This is a genomic window from Bradyrhizobium manausense, from assembly GCF_018129685.1.
Classification (GTDB): domain Bacteria; phylum Pseudomonadota; class Alphaproteobacteria; order Rhizobiales; family Xanthobacteraceae; genus Bradyrhizobium; species Bradyrhizobium manausense_D.
On the sequence record NZ_JAFCLG010000005.1, the window covers coordinates 60,916 to 76,876 of the forward strand.

At 62.7% G+C, this 15,961-nt stretch carries 15 protein-coding genes and 1 tRNA gene; 10 read left to right on the forward strand and 6 right to left on the reverse strand.

All coding sequences use genetic code 11. The features are described 5' to 3' along the window. Window positions 1-34: 34 nt before the first annotated feature. The gene (locus JQ621_RS14915; protein WP_212235475.1) at window positions 35-1,420 is read right to left on the reverse strand and encodes an MFS transporter; all 1,386 of its coding nucleotides are present in this window, start codon (window positions 1,418-1,420) and stop codon (window positions 35-37) included. A 103-nt stretch (window positions 1,421-1,523) separates the two neighbouring features. Between JQ621_RS14915 and ggt the strand changes: the two genes are divergently transcribed. Continuing rightward, entirely contained in the window at window positions 1,524-3,266 is a 1,743-nt protein-coding gene (gene ggt, locus JQ621_RS14920) for a gamma-glutamyltransferase (protein ID WP_409334229.1), read from the forward strand. Between the two features lie 37 nt (window positions 3,267-3,303). On the opposite strand, the gene JQ621_RS14925 is transcribed toward ggt, so the two are convergent. Continuing rightward, the gene (locus tag JQ621_RS14925; RefSeq protein ID WP_212235477.1) at window positions 3,304-3,969 is read right to left on the reverse strand and encodes a glutathione S-transferase family protein; all 666 of its coding nucleotides are present in this window, start codon (window positions 3,967-3,969) and stop codon (window positions 3,304-3,306) included. Window positions 3,970-4,113: 144 nt separating this feature from the next. Here JQ621_RS14925 and JQ621_RS14930 point away from each other — a divergent pair, with 144 nt between their 5' ends. From JQ621_RS14930 to panE, 4 genes are all read left to right on the forward strand, one after another. Continuing rightward, window positions 4,114-4,710 (forward strand): DUF2239 family protein, encoded by a 597-nt coding sequence (locus JQ621_RS14930; RefSeq protein WP_212235478.1) that lies wholly within the window; start codon window positions 4,114-4,116, stop codon window positions 4,708-4,710. Between the two features lie 87 nt (window positions 4,711-4,797). Further along, the gene (locus JQ621_RS14935; protein WP_212235479.1) at window positions 4,798-6,132 is read left to right on the forward strand and encodes an MATE family efflux transporter; all 1,335 of its coding nucleotides are present in this window, start codon (window positions 4,798-4,800) and stop codon (window positions 6,130-6,132) included. A 91-nt stretch (window positions 6,133-6,223) separates the two neighbouring features. Further along, window positions 6,224-6,832, forward strand: a complete 609-nt coding sequence (locus JQ621_RS14940; RefSeq protein ID WP_212235480.1) for a 2-hydroxychromene-2-carboxylate isomerase — start codon at window positions 6,224-6,226, stop codon at window positions 6,830-6,832. A gap of 185 nt (window positions 6,833-7,017) precedes the next feature. After that, a complete protein-coding gene (gene panE, locus JQ621_RS14945; RefSeq protein WP_212235481.1) occupies window positions 7,018-7,941 on the forward strand; it encodes a 2-dehydropantoate 2-reductase in 924 nt (307 codons plus the stop codon). A gap of 202 nt (window positions 7,942-8,143) precedes the next feature. Here the strand turns inward: panE and JQ621_RS14950 are convergent, their stop codons facing one another. From JQ621_RS14950 to JQ621_RS14960, 3 genes are all read right to left on the reverse strand, one after another. Continuing rightward, window positions 8,144-8,737 carry a c-type cytochrome gene (locus JQ621_RS14950; protein WP_212235482.1) on the reverse strand — a complete coding sequence of 198 codons (594 nt, stop codon included), beginning with the start codon at window positions 8,735-8,737 and terminating at the stop codon, window positions 8,144-8,146. A 185-nt stretch (window positions 8,738-8,922) separates the two neighbouring features. Continuing rightward, window positions 8,923-10,197, reverse strand: a complete 1,275-nt coding sequence (locus JQ621_RS14955) for a PQQ-dependent sugar dehydrogenase (RefSeq protein WP_212235483.1) — start codon at window positions 10,195-10,197, stop codon at window positions 8,923-8,925. Window positions 10,198-10,576: 379 nt separating this feature from the next. Next, window positions 10,577-11,563, reverse strand: coding sequence for an NAD-dependent epimerase/dehydratase family protein (locus JQ621_RS14960; RefSeq protein ID WP_212235484.1), 987 nt, complete (start codon window positions 11,561-11,563; stop codon window positions 10,577-10,579). Between the two features lie 211 nt (window positions 11,564-11,774). On the opposite strand from JQ621_RS14960, the gene JQ621_RS14965 reads away from it, so the two are divergent. From JQ621_RS14965 to JQ621_RS14975, 3 genes are all read left to right on the forward strand, one after another. Continuing rightward, window positions 11,775-12,293: a DUF1643 domain-containing protein gene (locus JQ621_RS14965; RefSeq protein WP_283813198.1), complete on the forward strand. Its 519-nt coding sequence runs from the start codon at window positions 11,775-11,777 to the stop codon at window positions 12,291-12,293. Window positions 12,294-12,387: 94 nt separating this feature from the next. After that, a complete protein-coding gene (locus JQ621_RS14970; RefSeq protein ID WP_212235486.1) occupies window positions 12,388-12,888 on the forward strand; it encodes a hypothetical protein in 501 nt (166 codons plus the stop codon). Between the two features lie 9 nt (window positions 12,889-12,897). Then, window positions 12,898-13,737, forward strand: a complete 840-nt coding sequence (locus tag JQ621_RS14975) for a dCTP deaminase domain-containing protein (protein WP_212235487.1) — start codon at window positions 12,898-12,900, stop codon at window positions 13,735-13,737. A gap of 170 nt (window positions 13,738-13,907) precedes the next feature. Here the strand turns inward: JQ621_RS14975 and JQ621_RS14980 are convergent. Next, window positions 13,908-13,982, reverse strand: a tRNA-Gly gene (locus tag JQ621_RS14980). A 274-nt stretch (window positions 13,983-14,256) separates the two neighbouring features. Here JQ621_RS14980 and trxA point away from each other — a divergent pair. Both trxA and JQ621_RS14990 read left to right on the forward strand, forming a co-directional pair. Continuing rightward, a complete protein-coding gene (trxA, locus tag JQ621_RS14985) occupies window positions 14,257-15,177 on the forward strand; it encodes a thioredoxin (RefSeq protein WP_212235488.1) in 921 nt (306 codons plus the stop codon). 100 nt (window positions 15,178-15,277) lie between these two features. Beyond that, a complete protein-coding gene (locus JQ621_RS14990; RefSeq protein WP_212235489.1) occupies window positions 15,278-15,955 on the forward strand; it encodes an LON peptidase substrate-binding domain-containing protein in 678 nt (225 codons plus the stop codon). The last annotated feature ends 6 nt before the right edge of the window (window positions 15,956-15,961 follow it).

Here is a 15,961-nt window from a genome sequence, read left to right on the forward strand (position 1 = left end):
CCCGGATTGCGCTTCGCTCCATCCGGGCCACGAATTACTCCCGCACCCGCATCAGCAGCACGAACCCCGTCACGAAAAACACCACCAGAACGGCCATGCCGGCCTTCTGGCTCGCGGTTGCCGCCGTGATCAGGCCGATCAGCAGCGGGCCAATGAAGGACGTGACCTTCCCGGTCAGCGCGAACAGACCAAAATACTGCGCGATCCGATCCTTCGGCGCGAGGCGGATCAGGAGCGTGCGCGAGGCGGCCTGAAGCGGGCCACCGGCCGCGCCGATCAGGCAGCCCAGCACGATGTAAGCACGCTCGGCGGCTGCAGCGAACAGCGGGCCGCCCGGCACCGGCGGCGCGACCTTGACGAACAGCACGCTGTCCTTGTCGACGAGCAGAATTGCTGCGACCGACAGCAGCAGGATCAGCATGCTGCCGGCGATGACGCGCTTCGGACCAAGGGAATCGTCGAGCTTGCCGCCGAGCCAGGCGCCGAAGGTGCCGGCAATGGCGAGAATGATGCCGAACGAGCCGATCTGGATCGTGCGCCAGCCGAAGGTGCCGGCTGCATAGATGCCGCCGAACGCGAACAGCGACACCAGGCCGTCAGTGTAAATCATGTTGGCAAGCAGAAACGCGGCGAGCGATTTCTGCTGGGGCAGATCCTTCAGCGATTGCTTGAGATCAGCAAGGCCTTCGTGCAGTGCCTCGCGCACCGGGCGCTTCGCCGGATAATCCGGCGTGAACAGGAACATCGGCGCGACGAAGACGATGAACCACAGCCCCGTCAACGGTCCCGCGGCACGATCGCCTTCGTGGGTGACGGGATCGAGCCCAAACAACGGCGTGAAGCCGAGCATTGTGCGACCGGTCTCGGGATTGGCGGCGAGGAAGCCGAGCACGATGACCAGGCTGACGATGCCGCCGATGTAACCCGTGGCCCAGCCGGTGCCCGAGAGCCGGCCGATGCGCTCCGGCGGCACCAGGGTCGGCATCATCGCATTGTTGAAGACGGTGGCGAATTCCGCGCCGACGCTGGCAAGCGCAACTGCCATCAGCAACGGCGGAATGATGGCGTGATTGCCGGGCCTGCCGATCCACAGCGTGCAGGAGGCCAGCACCAGGACCGCGCCAAACGCGGCGATCCACGGCTTGCGGCGACCCGAGGCGTCGGCGATCGCACCGAGCACGGGGGACAACAGCGCAATCGCCATGCCAGCTGCTGCCATCGCAAATCCCCAGAGCGATTGGCCGGTGGCAGGATCCGGCGCAACGCTGGTGGCAAAATAGGGCGCGAACACGAAGGTCGTGATCAGCGTAAAATAGGGCTGCGCAGCCCAATCGAAGAAGATCCAGCTGATGACGGCGGCGCGCGGCGGATAGGTCCGCGGGGCGCTAGCCAGGCGCGCCTCGGGGGCGATCGTCGTCATCACGCAGTCCTCATCACAAACAGTTTTGCCCCTCTTAGCGCAATCCGTATAGCATTACAGCGACGCGTTTGAATTGGCGTGGCGGCTTGGCGGAAATTTGATGATGGCGTCGACACGTCGGACATTTGTCGTACTCATCGCCACTCTGGCGTTTGGTCTTGCACCCGCAACCGCGCAGGATGCGCGGCGGGTCTATGTTCCGCCCGCGCTCGACACGGTGCATGCTGTCCCCGCCGAACACGGCATGGTCGTGGCGCAGGAAAAGATATCTGCACAGGTCGGAGCTGAGATCTTGCGGCGCGGCGGCAATGCCGTCGACGCGGCCGTCGCGACCGGCTTTGCGATGGCGGTGACATATCCGCGCGCGGGCAATATCGGCGGCGGCGGCTTCATGGTGATCCACTCGGCCGAACGCAACGAGGATATTGCGATCGACTATCGCGAGACCGCGCCTGCGGCGACGACGGCGCAAGTTTTCCTCGGGCCCGACGGCAAGCCCGATCCGGCCAAATCGCGCGATTCCGGATTGGGCATCGGTGTGCCCGGCACGGTCGCCGGCCTTGCTATGGCGCTGGAGAAATACGGATCGGGCAAGTTCACCCTGGCGCAATTGCTGGAGCCTGCGATCGTGCTCGCCCGGGACGGATTCATCGTCACGGACGACATCGCCGACACGCTGCCGGGCTGGTACCCGCGATTGGCACGCTTTCCATCTTCAGCCAGGATTTTCGCAAGGCCCGACGGCGCGCCGCTGGGCGAAGGCGACAGGCTGGTGCAGGGCGATCTCGCCGACACGCTGGCGAGCGTCGCAGCGCAAGGACCGCGCGGGTTCTATGAAGGCCCGGTGGCGGAGAAGATCGCCAAGGCCGTGTCCGACGCCGGCGGCATCATGACTCCGGCAGATCTGAAGGCCTATCAGCCTGTGATCCGTGCGCCGGTGCGCGGCACTTACCGGGGCTACGACATCGTTTCGATGCCGCTACCGTCCTCCGGCGGCGTGGTGCTGGTGGAATCGCTCAACGTTCTCGAAGGCTTTCAGCTCGCCGATTTGAAGCAGGGCTCACCAGCCTCTCTGCATCTGCTGATCGAGGCGATGAAGCGCGCTTACGCCGATCGCGCGCGCTATCTCGGCGATCCCGCCTTCGTCAACGCACCGATCGAGACGCTCACCTCGAAGGACTATGCAGCCAGGCTGCGCAACAGTATCGCCACCGACCGCGCAACACCGTCGAAAGACATCGTTTCCAGTCCCCCCGCACCGCGCGAAGGCAGCAACACAACGCACTATTCCGTCGTCGACAGCAGCGGCAATGCCGTCAGCAACACCTATACGCTCAATTTCAGCTACGGCGTCGGCCTCGTCGCCGATGGCACCGGCGTGCTGCTCAACAACGAGCTCGATGATTTCACCGCCGCGGTCGGTGCCTCCAACGCCTATGGTCTGGTCGGCTACGAGCCCAATTTGCCCGGGCCGGGCAAGCGGCCGCTGTCCTCGATGTCGCCGACCATCGTGCTGAAGGACGGCAAGCCGGTGCTGGTGACGGGCTCGCCCGGCGGCAGCCGCATCATCTCGACCGTGCTCCAGGTGATCGTGAACGTGCTCGACTACAACATGGACGTCGCGGCCGCCGTCGCCGCGCCGCGGCTGCATCACCAATGGCTGCCGGACGAGGTGCGCGTCGAACGCGGCTTTCCCGACGACGTGCTGTTCGAGCTGAAGGCGATGGACCATCTCATCGTCGAGCCGATGGGCCAGACGTCAGCCAATTCGATTGCCGTGACGCCGAACGGCCCTCTCGGCGCACCCGACCCGCGCACGCGCGGCGCCGAAGCAGCCGGACAGTAACGCGGACCGGCAGCTCATCGCGGGGCGGTCAGGAAGCTTACCGCCCCACCATGTACGGCCCGCCCTTCTCCAGCGCGCGCGCATAGGCCGGCCGCGCGTGGATGCGCTCCAGGAACGCCATCGCCTTGGGATGGCCCTGCTCGAGGCCGCCGCGTGCCTGGGCTGCTTCAAGCGGAAAGCTCATCTGGATGTCGGCGGCGGTGAACTCGTTGCCGGCGAACCATTCGGTTTTGCCGAGCTCGCCTTCCCAATAATCCATGTGCTGCTTGAGCTGCGGGTTGACCAACGCAGTGAGCGCCTGATTCGAGACTTTGCGCACCAGCGGGCGCAGCAAGGCCGGCGCGCGCTTGGGCATCAGCGTGAACAGCAGCTTCAGCAGGAGCGGCGACATCGCGGAGCCTTCGGCGTAGTGCAGCCAATAGGTGAAACGCAGCCGCTCCGGCGTATCGGGCGGCGGGATCAATCGGCCATTGCCGTAGGTCGCGATGAGATATTCGATGATCGCGCCGGATTCGGCGATGGTGTTGCCGTTGTCGGTGATGACAGGCGACTTGCCGAGCGGATGGATCGCGCGCAGCTCTTTCGGCGCGCGCATGTCGGGCTGACGCTCATAGCGCACGACCTCGTAGGGAACGCCCAGTTCCTCGAGCAGCCACAGGACACGCTGCGAACGCGAATTGTTGAGGTGGTGGACGGTCAGCATCGCGAGATCCCCGGGCTCAGGCTTGGTCGGTCGCGTAGGTGCCAGCCCGGGAACGTAATGTCGAGCCGTCCGGATGGATATTTTCATCCGGGTATATTGACGATGGTTATTTACCCGGGTATTAAAGCGCCCAGCGTCGTCAATATGGCAATGATTCCAATGCAGAAGGTTTTCACCGCATTCCAGGGGCGTCGCCGGTTGGTGTCCGGGTCGGCCGGAGAGGTCGCACTCGTCGTCAAGCGGGTGGCGGCTCGGCCGGACGAGCCGATCATCATCTTCGAGGACGCCACGGGCCGATCGATCGACTTCGATCTGCGCGGCGGCGACCGCGAGGTGCTGGCGCGTCTGGCGAAGCTGATGCCGCCGCCGGTCGAGGAGGCTGCGCCACCGACCGAGCCGCGCGGGCGCGGCCGGCCGAAGCTCGGCGTGGTCGCGCGCGAGGTGACGCTGCTGCCGCGGCACTGGGAGTGGCTCAATGCCCAGCCCGGCGGTGCCTCGGTCGCGCTGCGGAAACTCGTCGACGAAGCCCGGCGCGCGAGCGGCGACAAGGACCGCGAGCGACAGGCGCGCGATGCGGCCTATCACTTCATGTCGACGATGGCCGGCAATCTCGCACAGTTCGAGGAAGCGTCGCGTGCCCTGTTCGCAGACGACCGGCGCCGCTTCACCGGACTGATTGCCGACTGGCCGGCCGACATCCGCGACCACATCGTCAAGCTCGCCTATAGCGACCGCGCCTAGGCGCGATCTCCAACGATTCGATCAACGGCCAGGCCGCGCGCGCATCGCGCGGCAGCGGCTTCGCACGCCCCGATGAAAGGCAAATCCATGTCTGCGCCAAAGCCACTCTGGCAAACTTTTTTGCGCTTCCTCGCGCCGTTGATGCTGAGCAACGCATTGCAATCGCTGTTCGGCACCGTGAGCAATGTCTATCTCGGCCAGATGATCGGGGTGAACGCACTCGCGGCGGTCTCGACTTTCTTCCCGGTGTTCTTCTTCCTGTTCGCTTTCGTCATGGGTCTGAGCACCGGCGCCACCGTGCTGATCGGTCAGGCCTTCGGCGCGGGCAAGCACGACAGGATCAAGATCGTCGCCGGCACGACGCTTGGCGTTGGCTTGCTGCTCTCCATCACCGTCGGATCGATCGGCGGCCTGTTCAGCCGGCAACTGATGATGCTCCTCGCAACGCCCGCGGACATTCTCGACCAGGCTTCCCGTTATGCGCGCACCATGCTGCTGACGATGCCGCTTGGCTTCACCTTCCTGCTGATGACGGCGATGATCCGGGGCGTCGGCGACGCCGTCACGCCACTGCTGGCGTTGGCGCTTTCGACTGCGATCGGCCTGATCCTGACGCCGATCCTGATCCACTCCGGCGGCGGCATCACCAGCCCGGCTTGGGCGGCTGCGGCGTCCAACGCAGTGACGTTGATCGTTCTCGCAGTCTATTTGCTGCGCAAGACGCACGCGCTCGCGCCGGATGCGGCATTGCTTCGTCATCTGCGGCCCGATCGCGCGGTGCTCGGACAAGTCCTCGGCATCGGCTTGCCGAGTGCGGTCGGCATGGTCGTGATGGCGGTCGCCGAGCTCGTGCTGCTCGGCCTCGTCAACGGCTATGGCTCCGAAGCCACGGCGGCTTACGGCGCGGTCAATCAAGTGATGGGCTACACGCAGTTCACGGCGATGTCGATTTCGATCGCGGTCTCCATCCTCGGCGCGCAAGCCATCGGCGGCAGCGACCGGGCGCGGCTCGACGGCATCGTCCGCACGGGTCTTGCGTTCAACCTCGTCCTGACCGGCGGGCTGGTCGCGTTGATTTATCTCGCGCCGCGCGCCGTGCTCGGCATCTTCATCACCGATGGCGCCGTGCTCGATCTGGCGAAGGGACTGCTCTTCATCGCCTTGTGGAGCTCAGTGCCGTTCGGCCTTGCGACCACGTTCTCCGGCGCAATGCGCGCCGCCGGCGTGGCGGTGACGCCGATGCTGCTGTCGATATCGGCCATCGTCGGAATCGAGCTGCCATCGGCGGTGATCCTCAGCCGCGCGATCGGGCTCAAAGGCGTATGGGCCGCGTACCCAATCGTGTTCTGCGCCATGTTCCTCCTGCAGATGGGCTATTACCTTCTGGTGTGGCGCAAGAAGGCGATCAAGCGCCTGGTCTGACCGTCAAGATATTATGACCGTCATTAAACGGTGGACCTGTGGCGCGCCCTGCGCCACAATGGATGAAAAGCGACCCCAGGGAGAACGAATTTTGACCCGCCCAGCCCCGCAATTCCTGTTCGATTTCGGCAGCCCGAACGCCTATCTCAGCCATCTGGCGATCCCCGCGATCGAGCAACGCATCGGCGTCAAATTCGAATATGTGCCGATCCTGCTCGGCGGCATCTTCAAGTCGACCAACAACAAGTCGCCGGCGGAGACGCTGGCCGGCATCAAGAACAAGCGCGAATTCCAGCAGGTCGAAACCGAACGCTTCCTCAAGCGCTTCAAGGTCCAGCCCTACGTCTTCAATCCCCACTTCCCCGTCAACACGCTGAACCTGATGCGCGCCGCGATCGCCGCGCAGCTCGACGGCGTGTTCGAGCCGTATGTCGACGCCGCCTTCCATCACATGTGGCGCGAGCCGAAGAAGATGGACGATCCTGAAATCGCGGCCAAGGCGCTGGCGTCATCGGGTCTCGACGCGCAAAAGCTGTTCGCCCGCGCCCAGGAACCCGAGGTGAAGGGCAAGCTGATCAAGAACACCGAGGAAGCGGTCGCGCGAGGTGCGTTCGGCTCGCCGACCTTCTTCGTCGGCAACGAGATGTTCTTCGGCAAGGAGCAACTGCGCGAGGTCGAGGAGATGGTGCTGGAGAAGTGATTTTCGTATCCGAGATAAACGAGCTAACTCTCCAGTGTCGTCCTGGCGAAAGCCAGGACCCGTAACCACCCAGGGTTATTGTATGGCGAGCTGGGGCTCCAACATGTCCGATAACGAGCAGTTGGGGTAATGGGTCCTGGCTTTCGCCAGGACGACGGAAGAAAAAGCAAAAAGGACAATCTCCCATGCGTATCCTCGTGGTCGGCGCCGGCGCCATCGGCGGCTATTTTGGTGGCAGGCTGTTGCAGGCCGGCCGCGACGTCACCTTCCTGGTCCGTCCCAAACGCGCCAGCGAACTCGCGAGCGACGGTCTGGTCATCAAGAGCCCGAATGGCGACGTGACCTTGAAGAATCCGCCGACCGTGCAGGCCGGCGCGATCAAGGACAAGTTCGACGTCGTGCTGCTGAGCTGCAAGGCGTTCGACCTCGACGACGCCATCGCCTCGTTCGCCGCCGCCGTCGGCCCTGATACCGCGATCATTCCGATGCTCAACGGCATGAAGCATCTCGACACGCTCGATGCGAAGTTCGGCAGGGAGCGCGTGCTCGGCGGACTCTGCGCCATCGCCGCCACCTTGAACGAAAAGCGGGAGGTGGTGCAGCTGCAGCCGATGCAGTCGATCAATTATGGCGAGCGGGACGGCAAACTGTCGGACCGTGTCAAGGCGATCGACGAGGCCTTCAAGAGCGGCATCAATGGCGCCACCGCCAGCCAGAACATCATGCAGGACATGTGGGAGAAGTGGGTGTTCCTGTCCTCACTCGCCGCAAGCACCAGTCTGATGCGCACCTCCGTCGGCAACATCCTCGCTGCTCCTGGAGGCCGGGACTTCCTGCTCGGCATGCTGGATGAGACCAGCTCGATCGCCGCCGCGTCGGGTTACACGCCGGGCGGGCCGTTCTTCGAGCGTGTGAAGGGCAACCTCACCACCGAGGGCTCGCCGATGACAGCCTCGATGTTCCGCGACATCAAGGCGGGCCTCCCGGTCGAGGCCGATCACGTGATCGGCGACCTCATTGTGCGCGCCGATGCGGCCAAGGTGCCGGTGCCGAAGCTGCGCATCGCGTACACGCATCTGAAGGCGTATGAGAAGCAGCGGGCAGGGTAGATAGCAGCCTCACCCACCGCCGTCGTCCCGGACAAGCGTAAGCGCAGATCCGGGATCCATAACCCCAGGGAGTGGTTATGGCGCGAACTGGTCACTACGAGTCTTCGCCAAACGCGATCCTGTGGTTATGGGTCCCGAATCTGCGCACGCTTGAGGCGCGCTTGTCCGGGACGACAGTGGTGCTTGCAGCTATATCTCGCGCTTACTTGAAATATGCCAGATAGTGCGCGACGGCCGTGATTTCCTCTTCGCTCATGTGATAGGCGACATCGGCCATTGCGGCGCCCCCGCCACCAACGCGCCGGCTGCTCTTGTAGTCTTGCAGCGCCTTGACCAGGTACTCCTCGCGCTGACCCGCAAGCCGCGCGACGGCCTTGGTGCCGGCAAAGCTGTCCGTATGGCATGAGGCGCAGCGACGGCCGGCAGCAACTTGCGCGCCCTTTTTCGACAGGTCCGGATCCCCGTCTTCGGCGGCCTTCGGCGGCGTCATCGCGGCGAAATAGGCGCCCAGGCTGCGAATGTCCTCATTGGCGATGTCCTGGGCGATCGGCTGCATCTGCTCGTTCTTGCGCGAGCCGGCGCGGAAGAACACGAGCTGCCATTGCAGGAATTGATCGGGCTGGCCGGCGAGCGAGGGAATGTTCTCGGTCTGCGAGATACCGTTCTCGCCGTGACAGCCGGAGCAAACGGCAGCCTTCTCCTGCACAGCCGTTGTGTCTGCGGCGCCTGCGGAGACGGCGCCAAGGGTGAGGAGCGCAGCCGCGTAGATGGCGTGCGAGATTAAGTGCCGGCGCATGATGAAATTCCAAGTTATCGAATGCGTCATTCCGGGGCGTGCGAAGCACGAGCCCGGAATCCATAACCCCCGCTCGTGGGTATGGGTTCCGGACTTGCGCTGGCGCGCAATCCGGAACGACAATCGAAATTAGACGCAAAAGGCTGCGGCGCCTTGCGGCAACCGCAGCCTCGTGTCGTCGTGCGCTACTTCTTGCTGTAGCTGATGCGATAGATCGCGCCGGCCCAATCGTCGGCGACGAGAATCGATCCGTCCTTGGCGAGAACGATGTCGTCGGGCCGGCCGAGATAGCCCTGGTCGCCTTCGATCCAGCCGGAGGCGAACACCTCCTGCTTGGCGTTCTTGCCGTCGGGCCCGACGATCACGCGTACGATACGGCCACCCTGGTACTTGTGGCGATTCCAGGAGCCGTGCTCGGCGATCAGGATGTTGTTCTTGTACTCAGGCGGAAACTGGTCGCCGGTATAGAACTTCATGCCGAGCGGAGCGACGTGGGCGCCGAGATTCAGCACGGGCGGCGTGAACTCGGAGCATTTGTGGCCCATGGCGAACTTCGGATCGGGAAGGTCGCCCTGGTGGCAGTAGGGATAGCCGAAATGCTCGCCGAGCTTGGAGATCATGTTCAGCTTGTCTGACGGAAGATCATCGCTGACCCAGTCACGCGCATTCTCGGTGAACCAGTATTTGCCGGTGCGCGGATCGACGTCGCCGCCGACCGAGTTGCGAACGCCGAGCGCATAGACTTCGGCGTTGCCGGTCTTGGGATCGACGCGCCGGATCTGCGAGACGCTGGTCGGGGGAATGCCGACGTTGAAGGGCGGTCCGAACGGAATGTAGAACCAGCCGTCCTTGTCGGCCGCGAGGTACTTCCAGCCATGCGCGGCATAGGACGGCATGTCGTCATAGACGACCTTGCCCTCGCCGGGATTGTCGAGCTTGTTCTCGATGTCGTCGTAGCGGATCAGCTTGTCGACCGCGATGACGTAGAGCGCACCGTCCTTGACGGCCAGACCGGTAGGCATGTTCAGCCCCTTGAGGATGGTCTTGACCTCTTTCTTTCCGCCGGCGTCCTTGATGGCATAGACGTTGCCGAGGCCGAACGAGCCGACGAACAACGTGCCCTTGTCACCCCAGGCCATCTGCCGCGCGGCCAGCACGCCGGAGGCATAGACCTCCATCTTGAAGCCCGGCGGCAGCTTCACCTTCTTGATGATGTTGGCGAGTTCGGATTCGGAGGCACCGGTCGGCGGACCCGAGGGCGGAGCGAGGCCCTTCTGCGCCTCGGTCTCGTCGCCGAGGAACCAGTCATCCGGCGGATGGGTCCAGAATTCCTTGGTGCCGGACTCGTACTTCTTCAGCGCCCGGTTGCTGTCCTGCTGCTGCGCACTGGCGACGCTTGTCCCTGCGAGCAGGGCAACCGCTGCAAGCGCCAACACGGATCGATTGATTATCGATGTCATCGCGTCACTCCCCTAAGGCAGCCGTCAGGGCTGCACGTTATTGTTTTGCTGTGTGAGTCGGCGAAGTTCTTGGTCTGTCGAGAGGCAGACGCAAAAAGGTTAGCACATCTGCGAGCGGTGAGAAGCGCGTCGCTCGCGCGGCTGTCGCGCTCAGTAAGAATTGAGACGGATCGTCTCACATCGTCGCATGCAGCGGCGACGACGCCTCGCTGCACCGCGAAAATGCAATGGCGATCGCCTCTTTTGCGAGCAGGACAGGACGCAGCCAATACAAAGCCGCGAAAACAACCCCATGCACAGTAGAACGGCGGGGGCCGGACGGTGCGCGGTGACACCGGCCACGCATCTGAAACATCGTACGATTTGACAAAAGCGGCGACTATTTGGCGACGGGGTAGGGTCCGTCGTCAAATAGCGTATCGTGATAGAACTTCACGCCCACCTCGCGCGCCAGCGTGCTGCGGAAATCGGAGCCGGCGCGCAGGCTGCGCAGCACGTGAGCGAAATCGCATTCCGGATGCCATCCGAGTTCACGCCGCGCCTGTGCGTTGACGTAGACCCGGTCGATCCGGGGGAACAGCCGCCAGCCGCGCTCCGCGTAGAGCTGCGCGCAATCCGGATAGAGCTCGCGCACGACACCGGCAGCATCGCGCGCCAGCGCCGCAAGATGCTGTGGCCCAAACGGGGTCGTCGCCGAGGCAATATAACGGGCGAATCCGATCTCCGGCGCACGCGTCACGGCGAGCAGATGGGCACTCACGGCGTCCGCGATATCGAGCCGGCGATAGAGCAGCTCGTTGGCCTGGGCGTTGTCCAGCGGATAGGCCGACCGCATCGCGGCATCGTCGTCGTCCTCGGGAAAGAACCGCGAGGTCCGCAACACGACGACCGGCAAGCCCTTCTCGCGAAAGAACAGCTCGCACAGATTTTCCGCCATCAGCTTGGTGGCGCCGTAGATGTTCTTCGGCACCGACGGCAGCTCCTCGGTGACCCACACCGCCGCCTGCCCGGCCTCGGGCCGGAGCTGGGAGCCGAACGCGCTGGTGGTGCTGGTGAAGACAAAGCTCTTCACGCCCGCCGCCGCGGCCGCCTCGAGCAGGTTAAGCGTCCCGCTGACGTTGGTGTCGACAAAGGCCTGCTTGCTGTGGGTCGCCACATGCGGCTTGTGCAGCGTCGCCGCGTGGATCACGGCAGTAACGCCGTCCATCTGCGCCCGGACAAAGCCGGGATCGACGATCGAGCCCACCGCATCGGTAAAGGGCGATGGCTTCAGATCGACCCCATGCGCAGGGGACCCGCGACGCCGGAGCGTCCGGAGAATGGCCTCGCCGAGATGGCCGGCACTGCCGGTGACCAGAATTGTCATATGAAACCCAAGCCAGCCCTCAGCGGCGTGGGAAACCACGGCCCGACCCGGTTTGGCTGGACGCTCTGGGAAAAATTGGAGCGGGCCGCAGTTTGCACCAAACGCACCTATGCCCTCGTCGGTCGTGGCCGACTACAATCGCGCCAGCGAATCGCTTCTTTCGTGCAGACCAGCCTAGCGAGGATTGTCAGAGTTGACACAGTTGAACTTCTTGACAAGAGGAAGCGCGATAATCTCAGCGTGTGGCACTTATCGATACGAGCTGCGGCGAATATGGAACGACAGCAAGCCACCGTGTGTTCTGGGGATGCTCAACCCGTCAACTGCCGACGCCGAAATAGACGACCCGACGATCACTCGGTGCGTGCGACGGGCGGCTGCGAGCGGCTTTGGATCGTTGATCGTTTGGAATTTGGGTGCCGGGCGCGCGACCGACCCGAAAGTCTGGAAGCAGATGAGGGATCCAATTGGGCCTCAGAACAGCATGCACATTCGGCGAATATTGGTCGAATGTCGCGAACGAAAAGGGCTAGCACTGGTCGGGTGGGGTGCACACGGTTCTCATATGGGCTGCGCCGAAATTGCGATAGCAATTGCAAACGAGGTCGGCGTTATATTGCACTGTCTTGGTGTCACGAAGGATGGTCAACCGAAGCATCCCCTCTATGTAGGGTATAGCGAGCAGCCTGTTCGCTGGAAGCTATGCCGTGTGGAAAAACCAGAAAGGTGAATCGAAAGAATCACTTAAGAGTCACTCTATCCCCTTGAAAATACTGTATTTTTATGGTATCACGTGAAATCACGGCGTGCGGGGAGAATTTGGGATGTATCAGGCGGACGATCTGTTGCGCCTTCAGCGCGAACAGCATGCGCACGACCAACGAAATCATGCTGACATTCTACACCTATCCAAGAATGATCGCTTGAAGCACTACGGCCTCCACTTCGCAAAATACGTCGGCAGGCTGGCGCGCGGTGCTGACGAACCTAAGTCCATTGAACGAACGGTAGTGGATACATTTTTGGTTTGTTTGAGCGCGGCCAACACGCTCCAACAAGAATTAAATGCGGTCTCAACTTGTCAGCTTTCGCATAAGACGACTAACGATCCAGTATACGTTCTAGCAGATGCCGCCGGAAGGTTTGCGGATGCTTGCGAAAAGATCGATCATTTGGAAGAGTTTCTTCCTATTGCCAGGCAGGCGAACGCCGATGTGATCCGTTGGGTGGTAAGCATCGCGACCGAGCGGGCCATCGACATTGAGCCCGCGCTGAGGGCCAGGAGAAAAGAATTGGCGGCACGCCAATTCTACATCGCCGAATAGGCGGGCCTCATGCCCTTCTGGAATGACAACAAGTGGCGAACTGAAGGTCCCGCTCAAAAGATAGTTGAGCCTTGGGACATTTCGCGCGTTGAAGACGCGAACTATCTCCTATCCATCGGCAGTGAGGTTTACGTCTCCGACGAAGCAAGCGGAAAAACGGCACGACAACTGAAAGACAACGAAAGCTTCGTTATCGACCCGGGTCAGTTCGCTTTTCTGCTAACGGAACAGGCTGTCAACATACCTATCGGCGTCCTTGGCTTTATATCGATCCGAGCTTCAATCAAGTTCTCCGGGTTGGTCAATATCTCGGGCTTTCACGTCGATCCGGGATACAGTGGGAAACTTCTGTTCTCCGTATTCAATGCGGGGCCGTCCCCAATACATCTCAAGCGTGGTGAGCCGATATTTCCAATCTGGCTGGCCGACTTGAATGAAGCGATATCGCGGAAAGAGATGAAGAAGGGCTACATCGACCTTCCATCTAAGAACATCAACCAAATTTCAGGGAAATTCACTACGGCCTATCAGGTCGAAAAGCATATTGAAGAATTGCGAGAAGAGATAAACGACCTGAAAGCATTTAAGACCCAAGCTGTCATCGTATTAACCATCGCAGCGGCGCTGATGATTCCGCTCTTCAAGGATTCGGTCAGCAAGGTCTTTCAAACTCCGAGCACGACGAGCCCAACGGCAACCGGAGGGGCGGCCAATCCACCAGCCCAACCGGCTTCCGCTGGCGCTCTTGCGCCAGTCCCGACGCCGACGGCATCCCCAAGTGCCGTTCCAACCGCTCCGGGCTCAACACCTAGTCCCGTCCCAAAAGGCCCACCAACCAAATCTCCTTAGCCGTGCGCGTCATGCGCCTAGCCAATGCGGGGTTCGATGGACGGATTACAACTCGTCTCTTATGTCAAAACGGGTGTCCACCGATAACCCCACCGCATTACCGCACGGAGGACCGGCTCAGCGGCTCGCGCCGGCGGGACAAGTTCCTCATTTGGACGCTGGGGAAAAACTGGAGCGGGCGAAGGGGCTCGAACCCTCGACCCCGACCTTGGCAAGGTCGTGCTCTACCACTGAGCTACACCCGCATCCTGTGTCGGTCGCGTGACGCGCCGGCAACGGCTGTCGTATGCCAAAAGCGGGAGGCGAATGCAACAGCTACCGGCAGCATCATCGCGCTTTCGGAGCCCCAATATGAGCCCTGAAACGGCCAAATCGTCCGAAAATGGCCCGAAACCGCCGAATCGGCCCTGATGGATTGAAATTCGGCCCATTCGGCCCAATCTAGGAGCCGACACCGAAGCATATGTGATGGCGACGTGCTAAAGACCCGCCATTCCGGACATCAGACGAGGGGATCCCGTGACGATCATCGACCAGGGTAACGGAGCGGGCTCGGCTGCGGCCGATCTGATCAAGGACACCACCACCCAGACCTTCGTGAAGGACGTCATCGAGGAATCGAAGCGCCAGCCGGTGCTGATCGACTTCTGGGCGGAATGGTGCGGCCCCTGCAAGCAGCTCACCCCCGTGCTGGAAAAGGCGGTCAAGGCGGCCAAGGGCAAGGTCAAGCTGGTCAAGATGAACATCGACCAGCATCCGGCGATCCCGGGCCAGATGGGCATCCAGTCGATCCCGGCCGTGATCGCGTTCGTGAACGGCCAGCCGGCCGACGGTTTCATGGGTGCGGTGCCGGAGAGCCAGGTCAACGCCTTCATCGAAAAGGTCACCAAGGGCGTCACGGCACCCGGTGAGCCCAACATCGCCGAGATCCTCCAGGAGGCCGAGGCCGTGCTCGCCGAGGGCGATGCCGCCGCGGCCGCGCAGATCTATGCCGAAGTGCTGCAGTACGATGCGACCAACATCGCTGCGCTTGCCGGCCTCGCCAAATGCTACGTCACGTCGGGTGCGATGGAGCAGGCCAAGCAGACACTGGCCATGGTGCCGGGATCCAAGCGCAACGACCCGGCCGTGAAGGCCGTGCAGACCGCAATCGATCTCGCCGAACAGGCCGAATCGCTGGGGCCCATTGCCGAGCTGGAGCAGAAAGTCGCCGCAAACCCGCTCGATCATCAGGCGCGCTTCGACCTCGCCACCGCGCTGAATGCGAAGGGCGACCGCGCCGCGGCCACCGAGCAGCTGCTCGCGATCGTCAAGCGCGACCGCAAATGGAACGACGACGGCGCCCGCAAGCAGCTGGTGCAGTTCTTCGAGGCCTGGGGCGGGACGGACGAGGCAACCGTCGAGGGACGCAAGCGTTTGTCGACGATCCTGTTTTCGTAGGGGTGTCTGCTTGAACACGATCTTTTCGGGAAACCACCGCGGATTTTTCCGTACCTCATCTGGCAGGGGCTGATCACGTCAACCGAGGACCGCGCAACAGATGCCGATCAACATCGAATATCGCGGGCCTGGCGACCTTCCTGAGATCGTTCCGGTGTTTCCGCTGCCGGGTGCGCTGCTCTTGCCGCGCGGCCAGATGCCGCTCAACATCTTCGAACCGCGTTATCTGGCGATGGTCGACGATTGCTTCCGCGACGGTCATCGCCTGATCGGCATGATCCAGCCTGATGTGGCCCATTCGCCCAAGAACGCGGACAAGCCGGCGCTGTTTCGCGTCGGCTGTGTCGGCCGCATCACCCAGCTCGCCGAATCCGGCGACGGCCGCTATCTCCTCGAGCTCACCGGCGTCGCGCGCTTCAGGGTGGTCGAGGAGCTCGACGTGCTGACCGCCTACCGGCAGTGCAAGGTCGACTTCTTCGCCTTCGCCGACGATTTCAAGGCGCGCCTGGGCGAGGAGGCGGTCAACCGCGAGGCGCTGCTGGTGGCGCTCGCGGATTTCCTGAAGGCCAACAACCTCAAGGTCGACTGGGAGGGCGTCGAGAGCGCGCCCAACGAGGCGCTGGTCAATGCGCTGGCGATGATGTCGCCCTATGGCCCGGCCGAGAAGCAGGCCATGCTGGAAGCGCCTGACCTGAAGACCCGCGCCGAGATCCTGGTCGCGATCACCGAGATGGAGCTCGCCAAGAAGCGCACCAGCGGCGATCCGCCGCTGCAGTGAGGGGCG